This is a genomic window from Phycisphaeraceae bacterium (assembly GCA_019636735.1).
Lineage (GTDB): Bacteria > Planctomycetota > Phycisphaerae > Phycisphaerales > SM1A02 > VGXK01.
Window position 1 is genome coordinate 395153 of record JAHBWY010000002.1, and the last position, 17496, is coordinate 412648.

15 protein-coding genes are annotated in these 17496 nt (G+C 66.3%); 2 read left to right on the forward strand and 13 right to left on the reverse strand.

Going from position 1 to position 17496, the window contains the following annotated elements; genetic code table 11:
* Positions 1–86 precede the first annotated feature (86 nt).
* The gene (locus tag KF724_03720) at positions 87–1166 is read left to right on the forward strand and encodes a class I fructose-bisphosphate aldolase (GenBank protein MBX3354789.1); all 1080 of its coding nucleotides are present in this window, start codon (positions 87–89) and stop codon (positions 1164–1166) included.
* 16 nt (positions 1167–1182) lie between these two features.
* Positions 1183–1782: a hypothetical protein gene (locus tag KF724_03725; GenBank protein ID MBX3354790.1), complete on the forward strand. Its 600-nt coding sequence runs from the start codon at positions 1183–1185 to the stop codon at positions 1780–1782.
* On the opposite strand, the gene KF724_03730 is transcribed toward KF724_03725, so the two are convergent.
* The 13 genes from KF724_03730 to uvrB all read right to left on the reverse strand — a co-directional run bounded on the left by KF724_03730 (position 1727) and on the right by uvrB (position 17439).
* Complete coding sequence (locus KF724_03730; GenBank protein MBX3354791.1) at positions 1727–2116, reverse strand: DMT family protein; 390 nt, start codon at positions 2114–2116, stop codon at positions 1727–1729. The genes KF724_03725 and KF724_03730 overlap by 56 nt on opposite strands.
* Before the next feature lie 124 nt (positions 2117–2240).
* A complete protein-coding gene (locus KF724_03735) occupies positions 2241–3011 on the reverse strand; it encodes a methyltransferase domain-containing protein (protein MBX3354792.1) in 771 nt (256 codons plus the stop codon).
* Between the two features lie 64 nt (positions 3012–3075).
* Positions 3076–5160, reverse strand: a complete 2085-nt coding sequence (gene cadA / locus KF724_03740; protein ID MBX3354793.1) for a cadmium-translocating P-type ATPase — start codon at positions 5158–5160, stop codon at positions 3076–3078.
* A gap of 175 nt (positions 5161–5335) precedes the next feature.
* The gene (locus KF724_03745; protein ID MBX3354794.1) at positions 5336–6358 is read right to left on the reverse strand and encodes a serine/threonine-protein phosphatase; all 1023 of its coding nucleotides are present in this window, start codon (positions 6356–6358) and stop codon (positions 5336–5338) included.
* Positions 6359–6374: 16 nt separating this feature from the next.
* Positions 6375–7421: an NAD(P)-dependent glycerol-3-phosphate dehydrogenase gene (locus tag KF724_03750; GenBank protein MBX3354795.1), complete on the reverse strand. Its 1047-nt coding sequence runs from the start codon at positions 7419–7421 to the stop codon at positions 6375–6377.
* 3 nt (positions 7422–7424) lie between these two features.
* Complete coding sequence (locus KF724_03755; protein MBX3354796.1) at positions 7425–7697, reverse strand: HPr family phosphocarrier protein; 273 nt, start codon at positions 7695–7697, stop codon at positions 7425–7427.
* A gap of 12 nt (positions 7698–7709) precedes the next feature.
* A complete protein-coding gene (locus tag KF724_03760; GenBank protein MBX3354797.1) occupies positions 7710–8186 on the reverse strand; it encodes a PTS sugar transporter subunit IIA in 477 nt (158 codons plus the stop codon).
* 19 nt (positions 8187–8205) lie between these two features.
* Positions 8206–8514: a ribosome-associated translation inhibitor RaiA gene (gene raiA, locus KF724_03765; GenBank protein ID MBX3354798.1), complete on the reverse strand. Its 309-nt coding sequence runs from the start codon at positions 8512–8514 to the stop codon at positions 8206–8208.
* 232 nt (positions 8515–8746) lie between these two features.
* Positions 8747–10372 carry a PDZ domain-containing protein gene (locus tag KF724_03770; protein ID MBX3354799.1) on the reverse strand — a complete coding sequence of 542 codons (1626 nt, stop codon included), beginning with the start codon at positions 10370–10372 and terminating at the stop codon, positions 8747–8749.
* The gene (locus tag KF724_03775; GenBank protein MBX3354800.1) at positions 10372–11160 is read right to left on the reverse strand and encodes a hypothetical protein; all 789 of its coding nucleotides are present in this window, start codon (positions 11158–11160) and stop codon (positions 10372–10374) included. Before KF724_03775 ends, KF724_03770 begins: the two co-directional genes overlap by 1 nt.
* Positions 11157–11552, reverse strand: a complete 396-nt coding sequence (locus KF724_03780) for an acyl-CoA thioesterase (GenBank protein MBX3354801.1) — start codon at positions 11550–11552, stop codon at positions 11157–11159. The genes KF724_03775 and KF724_03780 overlap by 4 nt, the downstream gene beginning before the upstream one ends.
* A 156-nt stretch (positions 11553–11708) precedes the next feature.
* A complete protein-coding gene (gene uvrA / locus KF724_03785) occupies positions 11709–14663 on the reverse strand; it encodes an excinuclease ABC subunit UvrA (GenBank protein ID MBX3354802.1) in 2955 nt (984 codons plus the stop codon).
* 673 nt (positions 14664–15336) lie between these two features.
* Positions 15337–17439, reverse strand: coding sequence for an excinuclease ABC subunit UvrB (gene uvrB, locus KF724_03790; protein MBX3354803.1), 2103 nt, complete (start codon positions 17437–17439; stop codon positions 15337–15339).
* Positions 17440–17496: the final 57 nt, after the last annotated feature.

A 17496-nucleotide genomic window follows, 5' to 3' on the forward strand; every position in this document is an offset into this window, starting at 1 on the left:
CGGCACCGGGGCGCGGCGCAGGGCCTTTCCAGCGCCGGCCTTCGCCCGTGCTCTGTGTACGATTCTCCACTTCAAGGAGAGCTTTCATGCCTGCCACCACCGCGAGCAAGACCGTTGAGATCCTCGGAGCCGAGGCCGACTCCCTCTTGAGCCACAAGGCCAAGGTCGATCGCAAGCTGCTGCACCTGCCCGGCCCGGACTTCATCGACCGAATCTGGATGCAGAGCGATCGCTCGCCGCAGGTGCTTCGGAATCTTCAGTTGATGTTCAACACCGGGCGGCTGGCAGGCACCGGGTACATGAGCATTCTTCCGGTGGACCAGGGCATCGAGCACTCGGCTGGCGCGAGCTTCGCAAAGAACCCGCTCTACTTCGACGGCGAGAACATCATCAAGCTCGCCATCGATGGCGGCTGCAACGCGGTTGCGACCACCTTTGGCGTCCTCGGCAGCGTGAGCCGCAAGTACGCCCACAAGATCCCCTTCATCGTCAAGATCAATCACAACGAGCTGCTGACCTTCCCGAACAAGTTTGACCAGATCCTCTTCGGCACGGTCGAAGAAGCGTGGAACCTCGGCGCGGCCGCGGTGGGGGCGACCATCTACTTCGGCTCCGACAACGCCGATCGACAGATCGTCGAAGTCGCCAACGCCTTCCAGCACGCCCATGAGCTCGGCATGGCCACCATCCTCTGGTGCTACCTGCGAAACAACGCCTTCAAGAAGGATGGCAAGGACTATCACACGAGCGCCGACCTCACCGGTCAGGCGAACCATCTGGGCGTCACGATCGAGGCGGACATCATCAAGCAGAAGCAGCCCGAACTGAACGGCGGATACGAGGCGCTCAACATGGGCGGATCGAGCTACGGCAAGTTCGACAAGCGGATCTACACCGATCTCTGCAGCGATCACCCGATCGATCTCACGCGCTACCAGGTCCTCAACTGCTACTGCGGTCGCGCAGGGCTCATCAACTCCGGCGGTGCGAGTGCAGGCGCGAGCGATCTCGCCGATGCGGTCAAGACGGCCGTCATCAACAAGCGCGCCGGCGGCACGGGACTCATCTCCGGCCGCAAGGCCTTCCAGCGTCCGATGGCCGACGGCGTGAAGCTGCTCCATGCCATTCAGGATGTCTATCTCGACCCCGAAGTGACCATCGCCTGATGGGAGGACCTTGGCGGTGATGATCACACCGGCGCTTCGAGGGTCGGCCGCGCTGGTGCTTCTGCTGCTGTTGGCGTGCGGATGCAGGACCTCTCCCCGCATCAGCGGGCCTCCGCCGAAGGTCGAGGTCTACCTCGCCTCGTTCGAGGCGGTGGAGGAGTGGAGTCCATCGCGCTCTCGGTATGGCGAAACGGTGCACCTCGCGCCGGAACCGATCATCGACCTCGAGGACATTCATCTCGCCATGGTGCGACGGCAGGGGAACGACGACTTTCTCTTGATGAATGTGAAGGCGGGCTCACAGATGCGACTCGATGCGGCGACGCTCGCTCACCTCAATCGCCCGGTCGCGGTGGTGGTCGACGGCGAGCCGGCCTATGTCGCCGTGCTTCGCACCAGCATCTCGCGTCAGGTGCCCATTCGAGTCGGTCCCGGCGGCATCACGGCTGCGGAGGCGAGGGGAATCATCGAAGCGATCGATGACCAGCGCGACTTCGGCCCATGGTCCATGCGCGGCGGTGATCCCCTGTTCTCCCGCGCTGGCCGGGTGCGCGCCTCGATCATGGCGCCGGAATCGTCGGAAGAGCCGCCGACGGCACCTGGTCCCGGAAGATGAAGAACGCTGCGCCGACCAGACAGAGACTCGCCCAGAGGTAGTTGAGTGTGATCGGCTGCCGAAGGTATCCCGCGGCGAACGCGGCGAAGATCGTCATGGTCAGCACTTCCTGAATGACCTTGAGTTGTCCGAGCGTGTAGGGTCCCTGTCCGTCGCCGAATCCGAGTCGGTTCGCGGGTACCTGGAAGCAGTACTCGAAGAACGCCACCAGCCAGCTCGCCACGATCGCCACGATGAGCGTGCGATGCTTGAGATCGCGCAGGTGTCCGTACCACGCGTAGGTCATGAAGATGTTGGCGATGGCGAGAAGGAGAATGGGCGTGAACGGTCGCATGGCCGCATTCTCCCAGCTTGTCGCGTGCGGCGGACATGGGCGGAGCGGCACTCATGCACACCGGAGGAGCGCGGTGACGCGATCGCTCGAGTGCTCCGCGCCCCGGCGGCTCTTCGAGGGGCGCTCACTCCGGCCGCTCGGCCATGTGCAACTCCGTGCGATAGCGGAGGGTCAGCAGGCCATCGTGCGATCGCTCGGCGAAGAGACCTCGCAAGGCATCGAGGGCCGCGGCTCGCTCGGCGCCCTCGCGCGGGAAGTAGCTCGCGCTTCGAGCCCGCTGCAATGTGCCCTCGAGATCGAGATGTTGCGTCTGAATGAAGTCCACCCGGCGGGCGTTCCTGAAGAGACGCGAGCGGGCCAGCGGTTCGCCGCCCTCGGCGCGGGCCCGAATCGTGGTCGCATCGAGGTGACGCATCGCGTGGGGAACCGCGATTGCTGAGTACGCCGCGGTCACGGGATCGCGATCGTCGCGCAAGTTCCAGAGCAGCGCCGCCCGCCCGCCCGGGCGCAATAGCCGGGCGAACTCGGCGAGCGCCCGATCGGCATCAAACCAGTGGAAGGCTTGCGCCGCGAGCACCAGGCCGAACTCGCCCGCGGGCAGGCCCGTCTGCTCTGCGGGAGCGCTGCGCCACTCGAGGGGCGCAAGCCCAGGGGAGTGGCCCTTCGAAGCCTTCGCCTGATCGAGCATCTCCGAGTTCGGCTCGACGCCGATCACCTGGTCGGCGACCGTCGCGAGTTGACGCGTGGAGATCCCCGTGCCACAGCCGATATCAACCGCTCGCACCGGACGGGCAAGCCCGCGCACCATCGCTTCGAATGCCGCAGGGGGGTAATCCGGTCGCGCCTTCGCGTAATCCGCGGCCAGTCCGGTGAATCGAGCCTCGGGTGCGGTCATGGGCGCGACCCCTCGATCGTCACCGGAGCGACGACGAACGCCGAAGGGCGTCGGTGGGTCGGCGTCATCCCGCCGTCGCGGCAGCCGATCCACCGCGCTGACGCAACTGCCGCGCCGGCTTCGACGCAGCAAGCGCCTCGGCCGCGCGCCGCGCCTCTTCGTTGCCGATGAAGTCCTCGCCGAAGCGGACCAGTCGGAGACTGTTCGCGATGACGAAGACATAGCTCACCGCGTAGAAGAAGGGCGTCGCCCAGATGTTGATGTTGCCGGTCGCCGCAAGCGCCAGGCCGATGATCGCCAGCAGGAGGCTCGCGCCGATGTTCTGCGCAATGATGAGCCGGGTGCGCCGCGCGAGTTCGAGCAGGAAGGGCACATGGCGAAGGTCGTCGTTCATGAGCGCCACGCCGGCGGAGTTGGTCGCGATATCCGAGCCGGAGAGGCCCATCGCCACGCCGACATCGGCGCTTGCGAGGATGGGGCCGTCATTGATGCCGTCACCGACCACCAACGTGCGATGGCCGCGTCGGATGAGGTACTTGAGCTCTTCGTGCTTCTCCTCGGGGAGGCACTCCGCCTCGATGGCGTCGACGCCGACCGCCTGACCGACGCGCTTCGCCACGCTCAGGCGATCACCGGTGAAGATGGCCACGCGGCGCACCCCGAGATCGCGCAGCTTGGTCACCACCTCGGCGGCGTTTCGGCGGAGCTTGTCCTCGAGGCCCACGGCGCCGAGGTAGCGGCCGTCGCGCATCACATGGACGCCCGACATGCCCTCGATCATCGATTCGACACCTGGCACCGAGGCCTCGATGGCGGGGTTCATCTGCGCGAGCCACTCGATACGGCCCGCGTGAATCGTGCTTCCTCCGTTGGTCTGGGCGATGACACCGCGCCCATGAAGCTCTTCGTATTTCGAGAGGTTCTCAGGCTGGAGACGCGCTTTCGCCGCTGTCTCCATGATGCTGCGGGCCAGCGGGTGATTGGAACTCTGCTCCGCATCGGCGGCGGCTTGCAGGAGCGACGCGGGGTCAACGCCCTCGGCGGGCGCCAGTCGGCTGACGCTGAAGCGGCCCGTCGTGAGCGTGCCCGTCTTATCCATGACGACCGTGTCGACATTGCCCGCGGCTTCAAGCACGCGCGTCGTCTTGATCATGATGCCGAGGCGCGCCGCCGCGGCGAACGCGGCGACCATCGCCGTCGGATAGGAGATGAGCAGCGCGCCGGGGCAGGTCACCACCAGCACGGTGATGGCGCGCTCGGCGGCCGCGGCCTTGATCGCGGCATTCTCACTCTTGCTCGCGAAGAACCAGACAAGGCCGGCGACCATCAGCACCACCGGAACGTAGTAACTCGCGAGGCGCTCGATGAGTTCCTGGCGCTGACCGCGCGAACCCTCGGCCTCTCGAATGAGCGTCTCGACCTTGCCGATCGTGGTTTCACCCGCGACGGCGGTCACGCGGATGTCGATCTGGCCCGTCAGGTTGCTGGTGCCGGCGTAGACATCGGTGCCCGGCTCGACCTCGATCGGCACGGCTTCACCGGTGAGGGACGCCTGGTTGATGCTCGAAGTGCCCGAGAGGACGCGGCCGTCGACGGGCAGATTCTCGCCGGGGCGGACGCGCACGACCATGCCGACGCGGATCTCCGAGAGACTCGCCTCGCGCTCCGAATCACCGTCGACCAGTCGAGCCACATCGGGGGTGAGTTCGACCAGGTCGCGGATGGCGCGCTGCGCCCCCCACGCGGTTCGGCTCAGGACGAGCTCAGCGAGCCAGAGGAAGAACGCGAGAAAGCCCGCCGCGAGGAAGAGATTGCTCATGAGCGCCGCAAAGACGGCCAGCGACGCGAGCGTGTCGCTCGATGGCCGACCGGCGAGGAACTCACGGATGGCGCCCCAGGCGAGCGGAATGAAGAGAATGATCGCGCCGAGGGCCGCAGGAATGTCCGCGACCTGGGGATCGATGCCGAGCAGCGTGGCGATCCACGCGGACAGCAGGAGCATTCCGCCCACCAGCGCCAGGAAGAGCTGCTGTTCGAGGCGACGACCTCCCTCGGCGCCGGGATCTGCGGCGCGGCGGGATGACGAGTGACCTCGGGAAGACGGCGAAGTGCCGGAAGAAAGACCGGTTGAAGCGCTTGCAGTGCTCATGGGGCGCGACTCTCTGGGCGCGACGGAAGAAGTGAAGTCCTCGAAGCCTAGCAGCGGACCCGCACCTGGTGCCACTGGCTACGAGCGGGGCACGCCGAGGGTTCATGCAGCGGCTCAGGTTCTCTCCGCACCCATCGAGTCGTGCCCACGCTCGCTCGTCGTCCCTGCGAAGGGTTCACGGAGCGGGCCGGGTCCTCTCCGCCGGTTCCACCTCGGGTCGGCGCGAAACCCCCAGGAGCACGCTTCGGCTGACCTCGGGCCAGGGAATGGGAGGTCGATTTCCGATCGGCAGCAGATTTCGGAGCACGATCGCCAGAAACTTGAGCACACCCTTCAGGCGAACCACGGCCCCCGCGCTCACCGCCGCGCCGCTTTGACGCAAGAGAAGGAGCGTCAGGTCATCTTCGAGCGGTGCACCGCCACACCACTTCGAGAGGGCACTCATCAACTCGGGAATCAGGTCATCGGGACGGGTCGCATCGAGCATGGAGAGCAGCTTGAGCACGCCCGCCTCACCGAGAGGTGTGCCCTCGGGACTTCTGGCCTCGACGAGCGCGTCGGTGTAGGCGAGCACCAGATCGTTCTCAGAGAGGGTGAGTCCGAATTGCTCATACTCCGTCGGTTGAAGGACCCCCAGCGGCAGGTTGCGCGGTGCGGTGCCGGGCTTCCTCGCCGAAGCCTGCCGCGCGGCCAGCACGCGCCACTCGCGGGTTGATGCGCTCCAGAACATCGGGCGAGGATGACCGGCATTGCAGAGGGTCAGATGTCGCGTCGGCGCGAAGAAGGTCATCGTGAGCGAGGTGGCAAAGTCCCCCGAGGTGGGGCTGAAGATCGCATCGTTCAGCGCTCGGACGAAGCGCGTCTGATCGACAAAGTTCACGAAGCGGCGCATCAGTCGACGAAGACCCTGCGCGAGCGAACTGGCGCCATCGCCGTGGCCGCTGACATCGGCGACGACCATGCGAGAGATGCGCCCCGTGCCGCACGAGGAGACGAAGTGCACATCGCCGCCCTCCGTGTGGCCGGGCAGCGGCTCGCTTCGCACCCAGAGTTCGAGGCCCGGCATGGCGACACCTCGATCGACGGCGTCATTGCCGCCCCAGACCTCCATGCAGCGCATTGTGTGAATGTCCTGGGTGGTGCTCATCGACGCTCCGGCGCGGGAGGGATCGGCCGTGGCGACCGCGGCCGAACTCAACACTTGAAGCCGGACCTCAGCCGATCCGCTCCGACTTCGCCTCTCGCGTCATCAGTTCGTGAATGGCGTCCAGTGGAGGCAGGCCATCGAAGAGGATTCTGCACACGGCGTCAGTGATGGGCATGTCGACACCCCGGTCGCGGGCCAGATCGGCGACGCTGCGTGCGGTTTCAACCCCTTCCACCACCGACCTCGTGCGGGCGAGGTGCTCATTGAGAGTCGCGCCGCGACCGATGGCCTCTCCGCAGGCGCGATTGCGGCCCTCCGGACTGAAGCATGTCGTCGCGAGATCACCCACTCCTGCGATCCCGAAGAAGGTCTCCGTTCTCGCGCCGAGCGCCACGCCAAGCCTGACCATCTCGGCGAGACCGCGCGCGAGGAGCGCACTCTTCGCATTGAAGCCGAGCCCGAGTCCATCGATCATGCCTGCTGCGAGCGCGATGACATTCTTGAGGGCGCCCGCGACTTCGGCGCCCACCGGGTCGTCGTGGGTGTAGATGCGCAGCCACGGCGTGGTGAAGACGCGCTGGACCAGATGCGCGGCCTCCGCGTGGTGGCTGGCGGCCAGCATGGCGGCAGGCAGGCGACGCGCGAGTTCCGCGGCGATTGTGGGGCCGGTGAGTGCCACCATTGGCGGCGTGGCGTTCGTCGGAGTTCGCAGCGATTCCGCGAGAATGTCGCAGGGCAGCCGATGAGAGCCGCGCTCGAAGCCCTTGGCGACGCTCATCACCACCGCCTCGCGCGGAAGCGACGACGCGAGAGGCACCCAGACCGCGCGAATGAACTGGGTGGGAATGGCATTGACGACGAGCGCCGCGCCGTGCAGCGCGCGGGCGGCGATCGGCTCCACCCTGATCGAGTCCGGCAGCGTGAAGTCGGGCAGCCGCGGGGAGCGCCGCTCGCGGGCAAGTCGCTCGACCTCGTCGGGGAATGGGCCGGAGAGGACGCATGGCGCGTTCTTCTCGGCGAGGAGTCTCGCGAGCACGAGACCCATCTGCCCATCGCCCACGATGGTCACCGGCACAGTGGAGTCATCGGACGCAGGTGCAGGCGGCATCGGCACGAGTCACTCCTCGTCGAAGCGCCGATTGACCAGCGTGACGAGCGCGTCGAGTGCCGCCGCCTCATCGGTGCCGTCGACGCAGATCTCGAGTTCGGTGCCCTGCGTTCCCGCGAGCAGGAGCATCTGCATGATGCTCTTGCCGTCAACCGTCTCGTCGCCGTCGCATCGGCGCACTGTGACTGAGGCCTGAAAGCGCGACGCAGTTTCGGTGAATGTCATCGCCGGCCGCGCATGCAGCCCGAGCTTGTTCTGGATGACGATGCGTGCGCTGACCACGCTCTCACGCGCTCAATGAACGGCCCTTCCCGCATCCGCCTCCTCCAGGAGCGTCACGACATCGTCGACGCTCCTGGCCTGACGGAGAAAGCGGCGGAACTGGTCCTTGCCCAGACATCCCACGATGGCCTCCATGGCCGCGATGTGCTCTTCCGGTCGCTCTTCGGGAGAGACCAGAAGGAAGATGGCGTGCACGGGCTGGCGGTCGAGCGCATTGAACTCAACGCCGCGCTCGCTGAGTCCCACGGCCACGCGCACCGAATCGGTCTCAAGACTCTTGACATGGGGCACGGCGACGCCGTGACCGATGCCGGTTGAGCCCCGCTTCTCGCGCTTGATAACGGCCTTGACAAACTCGTCGCGCTTGGCCGCCGGTACACGCCCCGCCTTGACCAGCGCATCGAGCAACTCCCCGATCGAATCGTCGCGCTTCACGGCGACGAGCTTGGGGATGATGGCCTCCTTGACGACGATGTTCAGCAGTTTCATGGGGTCGGTGGCCTGGGGCTCACTGGTGCGGGTGGTGGTGATTGCGGACCTTCTCCTTGTGGTCGGTGAGCTGGCGCACGCCGCGATCCACCACCAGGTCCACAGCGGCGTAGAGATCCTCGTGGGTCGAGTTCGCCACGAAGTCGGCGTGACCCTCGATGTCGGTGATCAGCTCGACATGGAATCCATGCCGAGGCTGCTTCTCAATGACCACGGAGAGTTGCTGAACGCGGTCGAAATGGCGCGTGATGCGCTCGACTTTCTTGTGGATGTAGGCCTCGATCGGGCCCGTGAGGTCCATGTGCCTGGCCGAAATATTCACCTGCATGAACGCAACCTTTGAGTGAGACTTGGCTTGTGGCCGCAAGGCCGGGAGCTCGTCGGGGGCCTCCGGCCCCGAAGGCGCATCATCCTACACGGTCACGCAGAGCCCCGGAGATCGGAGCACAGACGCGGATGGCGACGCGCGCCGGTCGCGTGAGCCCGTGGCGCGGTGCGCCGAGTCGGAGAGCGCCTGAGATCGCGCCATCCCCGTGGTGCCTTGATTCGAATTCGGGATCTCACGGCGCAAGCGCTGGACGCTCGTTCGTCTGAACGAGCACTGCCGTTCGATACTCCCCGCGCCGACGGTAGGCGATATCGACGGGCTCGCCGCGGGGGCGCCGACCAAGCGCCATCACGAGCTCTTCGAGTGAGCGAACCGACTCGCGATTGACCTCGACGATGACATCACCGATGCGAAGTCCCGCGTTGGCTGCGGGGGTGCGCCGGAGCACGCGCGTGACGCGCACGCCATCGTTGGAGTTCTCCGCCTGGATGCCGATGATGATCGGATCAATGGAGTAGTGATCCTTGACGGCACCGCGTCCGGCGAGCCAGCGGCGCCAGTCGCGCTCGATCTGGTCGAGCGGCTTCCCGAAGACGGCGACCATGGCTTCGCCGCCCGTCGGATCACGCTCGAAATCCTCGGTGTAGGCGCGGTACCACGCGACGAGCCGCCCCTGATCGGCGAGGAACTCGAAGATCGAACGCGCGAGGGCGTAATGCAGCTCGGCGCGGAGCATGAACTGCGGTCCGTTCATTGAGAAGAAGCGCGGCCACGGAGGCGCGTTCCCCGCCGAGGCGGCACCCCGGGCGAGGTTGTGACGGATGTTCGGCCGGAAGCGGGGGGATCCATCCTCATCCCAGGTGTAGTCCTCAAAGAGGCCTGCAAGTCCCTCCTGCACCCACATGGGATGCACCTGGCGCAGGCGATCCATGTGTCCCCAGTGGAGGAGGTGGACAAACTCATGGCGCAGGCTCGCGCCGGTGTCTCGGCTCACGAGGCGCCGGTTGCGATGCTCGTAGAGACCGGCAGTGTTCTGATCGGGGAAGAAATCCTTGAAGTCAAGCGGGTGCGGCACGGCCAACAGCACGACATCGTTCTGCACGCCGTCAAAGAGGATGCGAGCGCACCAATCCCCCTGACGGTGAATCATCTCGAGCATCTCGCCACGGCTTCGTTCATCGAGAGCGAGCGCGAGGCGCAGGCGCCGCGCATCGTCGGTGAGATAGGTGTAGCGCCGGTCGCCGTACTTGGTCTGCCACTCGGTGAAGGCCTCCTCGCCAAGTCGCACCCGGCGCTCGCCCGCGGGGCGCTTGCTGCGAAGACGATCACGCAGCGCGTTCCATCGCGGGTCGTCGCGCAGGGGCGCGAGGTCGGGGTCGCCGAGTGTCGTCCCGAGATCGCCGAAGCCTCCGTCGATCGATCGCTCGAGCGCCTCGAAGGCGCGATCCCGCTCGCCCAACTGGGCTAGCGCGCACGCGGCTTGGTAGAGCATCAGCGGATCACCGGGGTACTTCTCAAGAAAGGCCTCGGCGAAGGTCAGTGCGCGGCGCCAATCACCCTTGGCGATCTCGGCATCCATGCGGCGCTCGGCGGCCCGGCGATCGCTGTCAATGGGACTCGGGGCGGGGCGGTCACGCGGGCGCTCGGGCTCACGCGCACCGTCGCGAGGCGTACCCCGAGGGCCGTCACGCGGCGTTCGCGGCGCATCGTCACGAGTGCGGGGAGGGGCGGTGTCATCGACGCCGATGGGGAGTGGACTGCCAGCAGGCGCCAACCACTCCTCGCTCGTTGCGCCCTGACCGAACGCGGTCGCGAGCGCAACAGCAAGAGTGGCGAAGGGTCCGGCGAAGCGACGCATCACGCTCCAGAGGATAGGTCGCTGCGGCCCGCCTTCAAGGCGATCTCCTGGAGATCAATCTCACCCCGCGCAATGCCCAAAAGCACCTCCGGCAGGAGTTCGAGTTCCGCCGCTCGCACGCGCGCTTCGAGAGATTCGGGTGTGTCGGCGGGCAGGACCATGACTCGGCGCTCCGCGATGACCGGGCCGCGGTCGTAATCACTGTCAACGAGGTGAACGCAGCAGCGCGTCTCGTGCAGGCCGGCATCGAGCACCGCACGATGAACACGCGAACCGAACATGCCCTTGCCACCGAACTGGGGCAGCGGCCCGGGATGGATGTTGATGACCCTTCCCCCCCACGGTCCGACGCGGAAGAGTCGCATGTACCCGCAGAGGCAAATGAGGTCGGGATTGGCGAGACGAAGAGCGCGATCGAGTGAGTCATCGATGGCGCTCTGGAGCGCGTGCATCGCGGGCTGCGGCGAACGACTCGCGCTTCGACTCCGTCCGGCGCGCTCTCCGGTCATGGTCCGTGTCGCGGCCGCGGGAGGCGACGCTGCATCGGAGCGCGCTGGTGAATCGTCGGTCGCAATGACCATGGTCGGCAGAGCGCGCTCGGCAGCGCGGGTGATCGCCTGGGTCCCGGCCTTCGTCGCCGCAACAAGGACGATCTGCACCGGCAGCTCACCCCGTTCGATGCGATCGGCGAGGTTCATGACCGTCGTGCCCGGGCCGCTCACCATGCAGGCGATGCGGAGTGCAGGCTTGGCCAGTTCGGCGTCGCGAGAGCGCGGGGCAACGGTCATGGTTCACTCCGAGGCGGCGATCGGAAGTCGACACTCCGGCCATCGGGGCCGATGGCAACCATCGTGAGCACGGCCTCGGTGACCTTGACGGTTTCGCCGCCTCGCCAGCGCTCCGCTTCAACCACGACGCGCACGCGAACGCTGCTGCGACCCGCATGCTCGGTGCCAGTCGACAGTGCGAGAATGTCCCCGGTGTACACCGGCGCTATGAAGTCGACTCGATCGATCGACGCCGTCACCCATCGATGGAGGCCGTGGCGTCGCGCTTCGACATAGCCGGCCTGATCGATCAGGCTCAGGATGACGCCGCCGAAGACGGTGCCCTGATGATTCTCGTCGGCAGGGGAGGTGATTCGCCGAAGCGCCGGATGGAACGGGACCTCGCCGCTCATGCCGCGAGCGTAATCCGAAACGCACATCGGCCGTCAGGCAAGGGACGGCAGCGGAGAGCGGATTCGGACCTCGCCTTTGCTCCGTCGACGCTGCCGCCGTCGTCGCGGCTGATCACGAGGGAATGTGAGCGGACACGGACCTCGCCTCGGCTCCGCCTATCCATGCCCGCTCCGCACAGGTCGGCGGCGCACCGCAGGAGACTTGAGCGATGGAAGCATCGACTTCAGGTAACGACCGGTGTGGCTCCTGGGATCCAGGGCGACCTGCTCCGGCGTTCCCTCGGCGACCACCGTGCCGCCCCGCTCGCCACCCTCGGGCCCGAGGTCGATGATCCAATCGGCGCACTTGATGACATCGAGGTTGTGCTCGATGACCACCAGCGTGTTCCCGGCATCGGCGAGGCGGGCCAGCACATGAAGGAGCCGTTCCACATCGGCGAAGTGCAGTCCTGTCGTCGGTTCATCGAGGACATAGAGGGCGTGACCGGTCGACGCGGTGCCGAGCTCGGTTGCGAGCTTCACGCGCTGCGCCTCTCCGCCGGAGAGGGTCGTGCTCGCCTGGCCGAGCTGGATGTAGCCCAAGCCGACATCGCGCAGGCAGCCGAGCATGCGGGCAATGCGCGGATGCGCCTCGAAGTGGCCGACCGCGTCGTCCACGGTCATATCCAGCAGTTCGGCAATGGTCCGGCCGCGGTAGCGCACCTCCAGGGTCTCGCGGTTGTATCGCGCGCCCTTGCAGACCTCGCAGGTCACGAAGACATCGGGCAGGAAGTGCATCTCGATGATGCGCACGCCCTGACCGGTGCATGCTTCGCAGCGACCGCCCTTGACATTGAAACTGAAGCGCCCGGGCTCATAGCCGCGGATCTTTGACTCGGGCACCGCGGCGAAGAGCTTGCGGATGTCATCAAACACGCCGGTATAGGTGGCGGGATTCGAGCGTGGTGTGCGCCCGATGGGAGACTGATCGACCTCAACGATGCGATCGATCGCCGCGAGACCGTTGATGCGGTCATGCGCCCCGGGAATGACGCGAGCTCCACCGACCGTGCGCTTCGCCGCCTTGAGAAGCACTTCATTCACCAGCGTGCTCTTGCCGCTGCCCGAAACACCGGTCACGCAGATCAGCCCGCCGAGCGGGAAGGTGACATCGATCGACTTGAGGTTGTTCGCTCGGGCCCCCTTGACGACAAGCGCCTTGCCGCGATCAACGGCACGGCGGGACTCGGGGACTTCGATGCGGCGTCGCCCCGAGAGGAAGGCGCCCGTGAGGCTTTCGCGGCTTCCCTCGATCTCGCGCACCGACCCCTGCGCAACGATGGTTCCGCCGTGCCGACCGGGTCCCGGGCCGATGTCGACGAGATGGTCGGCGGCGCGGATGGTGTCTTCGTCATGTTCGACCACGAGCACCGTGTTGCCGATATCGCGCAGGTGCTTGAGCGTCGCGATGAGCCTGTCGTTGTCGCGCTGATGAAGCCCGATGGTCGGTTCGTCGAGCACATAGCAGACGCCGACGAGGCCGCTGCCGACCTGGGTCGCCAGCCGAATCCGCTGCGCTTCGCCGCCGGAGAGCGTGGAACTCTGCCGGTCGAGTGTCAGGTAGTCGAGCCCCACATTCGCGAGGAAACCGAGTCTCGCCCGAATCTCCTTGAGAATCGGCGCGGCGATCGTCGACTGTTCGCGATTGAGGTCCAGCGACTCGAAGAAGGCGAGCGCACGCTCGACATTCATCGCGGTCGTCTCCGAGATCGAGAGCTTCAGCGAACCGGAGCGCAGCTTCACCGCGAGCGCCTCGGGCCGCAACCGAGCGCCATGACAGGTCTGGCACGGCGCGCTTGACATGTACTGCCGCAGGCGCTCCTTCACGAAGTCGCTCTCTGACTCCTCGAAGCGACGCTTGAGATTCGGAATCACCCCTTCGAAGCTGGCGCCAAGCTTCTCCGCATCCTCTGGAGGAATGCCGTGGAGGAGCGCCCGACGGACCTTCGCCGGAAGCTTCGCCACGCTCGTCCCCGGTGCCACCTTGAAGAGCGCCGCGAAGCGCCGAAGGAGCCGCGCGTAGAAGATGTTCGTGCGCGGACCCCAGCGTCGCCACGCTTCAATGGCGCCGTCGTTGAGAGCCACAGCCGGGTCGGGCACAACCAGCGCCTCGTCGAACTCGCTCACCGTGCCGAGACCCGCGCAGGCGGGGCAGGCCCCTTGTGGCGCGTTGAAGGAGAAGAGTCGTGGTTCGAGTTCCTCGAGCGAGCACTCGGGGTGTTCGGTGCAGGCGAACTTCTCGCTGTAGGGGCGTTCACTCCATGAACCGCCCGCCTCTTCCGCGAGAATTGTCACGCTGCCCTGCGCCAGTTTGAGCGCGGTTTCGACGCTCTCGGCGAGGCGCTGCCGGTCGGCATCGGAGACCTCGAGGCGGTCCACGATCGCTTCAACGGTGTGCGTCTCGTAGCGGCCGAGCCCCAGCGGGTTCTCACCACCCGCCTTGAGCGCCTCACGGAGATCGACCACGCGCCCGTCGATGCGCGCCCGCATCAATCCCTGCTTCTGGATCGCTTCAAGAACCTCCTTGTGGAAGCCCTTGCGCGCCCGGATGAGCGGCGCCGCGACCATGATGCGGCGCCCCGCGAAGGCGTCCACCACGCCCGCGACGATCTGGCTGGCGCTCGTGGCGGTGATCGGTCGACCGCACGGCGCGGCGCGAGGATCCTCACTGTCGCGATGCCAGCAGGTCGGCGTTCCGGCGCGAGCGAAGAGCAGTCGCAGGTAGTCGTAAATCTCGGTGGTTGTGGCGACGGTCGAGCGCGGCGTGTGTCCACCCGAGCGCTGCTCGATCGCGATGGTCGGCGGAAGCCCCTCGACCGACTCGACATTCGGCTTCTGCATCTGGTCGAGGAATTGCCGCGCATACGCGGAGAGGCTCTCCATGTACTTGCGCTGGCCCTCGGCGAAGATGGTCTCGAAGGCGAGTGAGCTCTTGCCGCTTCCCGAGACGCCGGTCAGGACCACGAGCTGATCGCGCGGGATCTCGAGGTTCAGCCCGCGCAGATTGTGTTCCCGGGCCCCAGTGACACGAATGCAGCGATCATCAGAGGTGCGGGAAGTGCGTGAGGACATGAGGCGTAGGGCTTGGCAGGCACCGCTCAAGGGCGGGGGAGGGTAGGATCTGCCTCGGTCTTGGGCCCATTATTGGAACACGAGGCGAGAGAGTGTCGATGGTACGCCACCGCCCAAGGCGCAATGTTTTCCTGTTTCGACAATTGGCGACTGGCGGGTAGGTCCGGAGAAGGCAGAATCATCGGACCACTTGGAAGAATTCTGGCACCGTCGCGGTTAAGTTGACGAACCTTCTGGTGCCCTGATTGAGAGCACTCCCATGCCTGCCCCCGCCACCATCCCTCTGCCTGCTGACGCCAAGAGCACGGAGGGATCCTGTCCCCTGCCTCGATCCAACCACTCGGTGGCTCCGGATCGAGGTGACTGGGAGTTCCTGATGGCCTCGGTCGGCGCTCTTCGGATGAGGCCGATCGATCCGAACTTCCTCGCCCGGGAGACAGACTCTTCACCAGCGACCGCCGGCTCTCATCGACCGGCGGTTTGAGTTTCAGGGGGCAGTTGAATCACGGTGGACAGCTTCGCTCGCCGGGGCGAGCGCGGTCGTGCGAGTACTGCGATTGATGGCGGCGAGTGCGTGAGTTGAGCGATGCACGCGCATGGCGCGCGGCGCTCCTGGTCCAGCGGTCGCGCGATGCGGCGCCCGAGCGACGGCCCCGACCGAACTCCCCGACGACTACCGGCCGCGCCGCTTGCGACCGGCGCGGGTGCCTGGCATTCCGGCCTTCGTGCGGCGCTTGGCGGGTGCGTCATCGAGCACGGAGACACTGAGACGACCGCTGGCTTCGGGCAACGCGCGAATCTTCGCCGCCTGATCGCGAAGCTGCGCCGCCTTCTCGAACTCGAGGTTGCGGGCCGCTTCGAGCATCTCCTCTTCGAGCTTGGCGACAAACTCGTCGCGGTCGAAGGTCTCCGAAGCGCGGCGCTTGCCCATCGCTTCGCGCACGGTCTTCTGGGCGGCGAGCTCCTGCTCGATGCCGCGTCGGATCGCCTTGCGGATCGTCTGCGGGTCGATGCCGTGTTCAGCGTTGTACGCAAGCTGCTTGGCGCGCCGGCGCTCCACTTCATCGATCGCGGCCTGCATTTCCGGCGTGACCTGATCGGCGTACATGACCGCCAGCGAGTTGGCGTTGCGGGCGGCGCGGCCCATCGTCTGAATGAGGCTTGACTGGCTACGCAGGAAGCCCTGCTTGTCGGCGTCGAGAATGCAGACGAGGCTCACCTCGGGAAGATCGAGCCCCTCGCGCAGCAGGTTGACGCCGACCAGGACATCGAACTCGCCCCCCCGCAGGTCGCGCAAGAGTTCAATGCGCTCGAGCGTCTCGATCTCCGAGTGCAGATAGCGCACGCGCAGCCCTTCCTTGTGCAGGAAGGTGGTGAGGTCTTCGCACAGCCGCTTGGTCAGCGCGGTCACAAGCACACGCTCGTTCCGGGCGACGCGCTCGCGGCAGCGCTCGACGAGGTCGGGCACCTGTCCTCGCGCGGGCCTGATCTCAATCGGCGGATCGACCAGTCCGGTTGGACGGATGACCTGCTCGACGACGATGCCTTCCGATTGCTCGAGTTCCCACGGCCCCGGTGTGGCGCTCACGAAGATGCACTGGGGCGCGAGGTCCACGAATTCCTCGAACTTGAGCGGCCGGTTGTCAAGCGCAGCAGGCAGCCGGAAACCATGATCGACGAGCGTCTGCTTGCGGCTGCGATCGCCGAAGTACATGCCGCGGATCTGCGGGATGGTGACATGGCTCTCGTCGATCACCATGAGCCAGTCGCCCGGCGCCCGCCCCGGCACGCGATTGAAGTAGTCGAAGAGGCAGTAGCTCCGCGCACCGGGCGGCCGACCGTCGAAGTAGCGGGAGTAGTTCTCGATGCCGTTACAGAAGCCGGTCTCTTCGATCATTTCGAGGTCGTAGCGCGTGCGGCCGAGGAGGCGCTGCGCTTCGAGGAGCTTGCCCTCGCTGCGAAGTTCGAGCACGCGCGCGTCGAGGTCCGCCCGGATCTGCTCGATGGCCGTGCGCCGCTGCTCTTCCGGCATCACATAGTGGACCGCGGGGAAGATGAAGACCTCGCGCTCCTGCGCGAGCACTTCACCGCTGGTGGCGTCAAAGAGCTCGATCGACTCGACCTCCTCGCCGAAGCACCCGATGCGGATGCCGTGCTGCTCATAGGCCGGGAAGAGCTCGATCGTGTCGCCCCGCACGCGAAACTGCCCTCGCGTCGGAGCGATCTCGTTGCGCGAGTATTGCATGCCCGCGAGGCCGAGCAGGAAGTCACGCCGCGGGAGCCGGGCACCGACCGCGACAGGCAGCACGCGACGCGCATATTCGTCCGGTGAACCGAGGCCATAGAGGCAGCTCACACTCGCCACCACGATGGTGTCCTGGCGCGAGAGCAGGTGGCTGGTGGCGGCGAGACGAAGTCGATCGAGATCCTGATTGCGGCTCGCATCCTTCTCGATGTAGATGTCCCTCTGCGGGATGTACGCCTCCGGCTGGTAGTAGTCGTAGTAGCTCACGAAGTAGCTGACGGCATTGCCAGGAAAGAGCTCGCGCAGCTCCTCGTAGAGCTGCGCCGCCAGCGTCTTGTTGTGACTGATGACGAGCGTCGGCTTCTGCGCCTCCTGGATGACATTCGCGATCGTGAAAGTCTTGCCCGTGCCGGTGGCGCCGAGCAGCGTCTGCCAGCGGCGTCGCGCGAGCACGCCCTCGGCGAGCGCCTTGATCGCGGTGGGCTGGTCGCCCGTCGGCTCAAATGGCCGGTGGAGGTCGAAGGACTTCACCGCGAAATCGTAGGAGATGGGCGGAGGGGCCAAGGTCGGAAGCCGACGGGGCGTGAT

What these genes read in the sequence shown, in the direction of transcription:
- KF724_03720 (MBX3354789.1), top strand. Translation starts at nt 87, where the DNA reads ATGCCTGCCACCACCGCGAGCAAGACCGTTGAGATCCTCGGAGCCGAG.
- KF724_03730 (MBX3354791.1), bottom strand. Translation starts at nt 2,116, where the DNA reads ATGCGACCGTTCACGCCCATTCTCCTTCTCGCCATCGCCAACATCTTC.
- KF724_03735 (MBX3354792.1), bottom strand. Translation starts at nt 3,011, where the DNA reads ATGACCGCACCCGAGGCTCGATTCACCGGACTGGCCGCGGATTACGCG.
- cadA (MBX3354793.1), bottom strand. Translation starts at nt 5,160, where the DNA reads ATGAGCACTGCAAGCGCTTCAACCGGTCTTTCTTCCGGCACTTCGCCG.
- KF724_03760 (MBX3354797.1), bottom strand. Translation starts at nt 8,186, where the DNA reads ATGAAACTGCTGAACATCGTCGTCAAGGAGGCCATCATCCCCAAGCTC.
- raiA (MBX3354798.1), bottom strand. Translation starts at nt 8,514, where the DNA reads ATGCAGGTGAATATTTCGGCCAGGCACATGGACCTCACGGGCCCGATC.
- KF724_03770 (MBX3354799.1), bottom strand. Translation starts at nt 10,372, where the DNA reads ATGCGTCGCTTCGCCGGACCCTTCGCCACTCTTGCTGTTGCGCTCGCG.
- KF724_03775 (MBX3354800.1), bottom strand. Translation starts at nt 11,160, where the DNA reads ATGACCGTTGCCCCGCGCTCTCGCGACGCCGAACTGGCCAAGCCTGCA.
- KF724_03780 (MBX3354801.1), bottom strand. Translation starts at nt 11,552, where the DNA reads ATGAGCGGCGAGGTCCCGTTCCATCCGGCGCTTCGGCGAATCACCTCC.
- uvrA (MBX3354802.1), bottom strand. Translation starts at nt 14,663, where the DNA reads ATGTCCTCACGCACTTCCCGCACCTCTGATGATCGCTGCATTCGTGTC.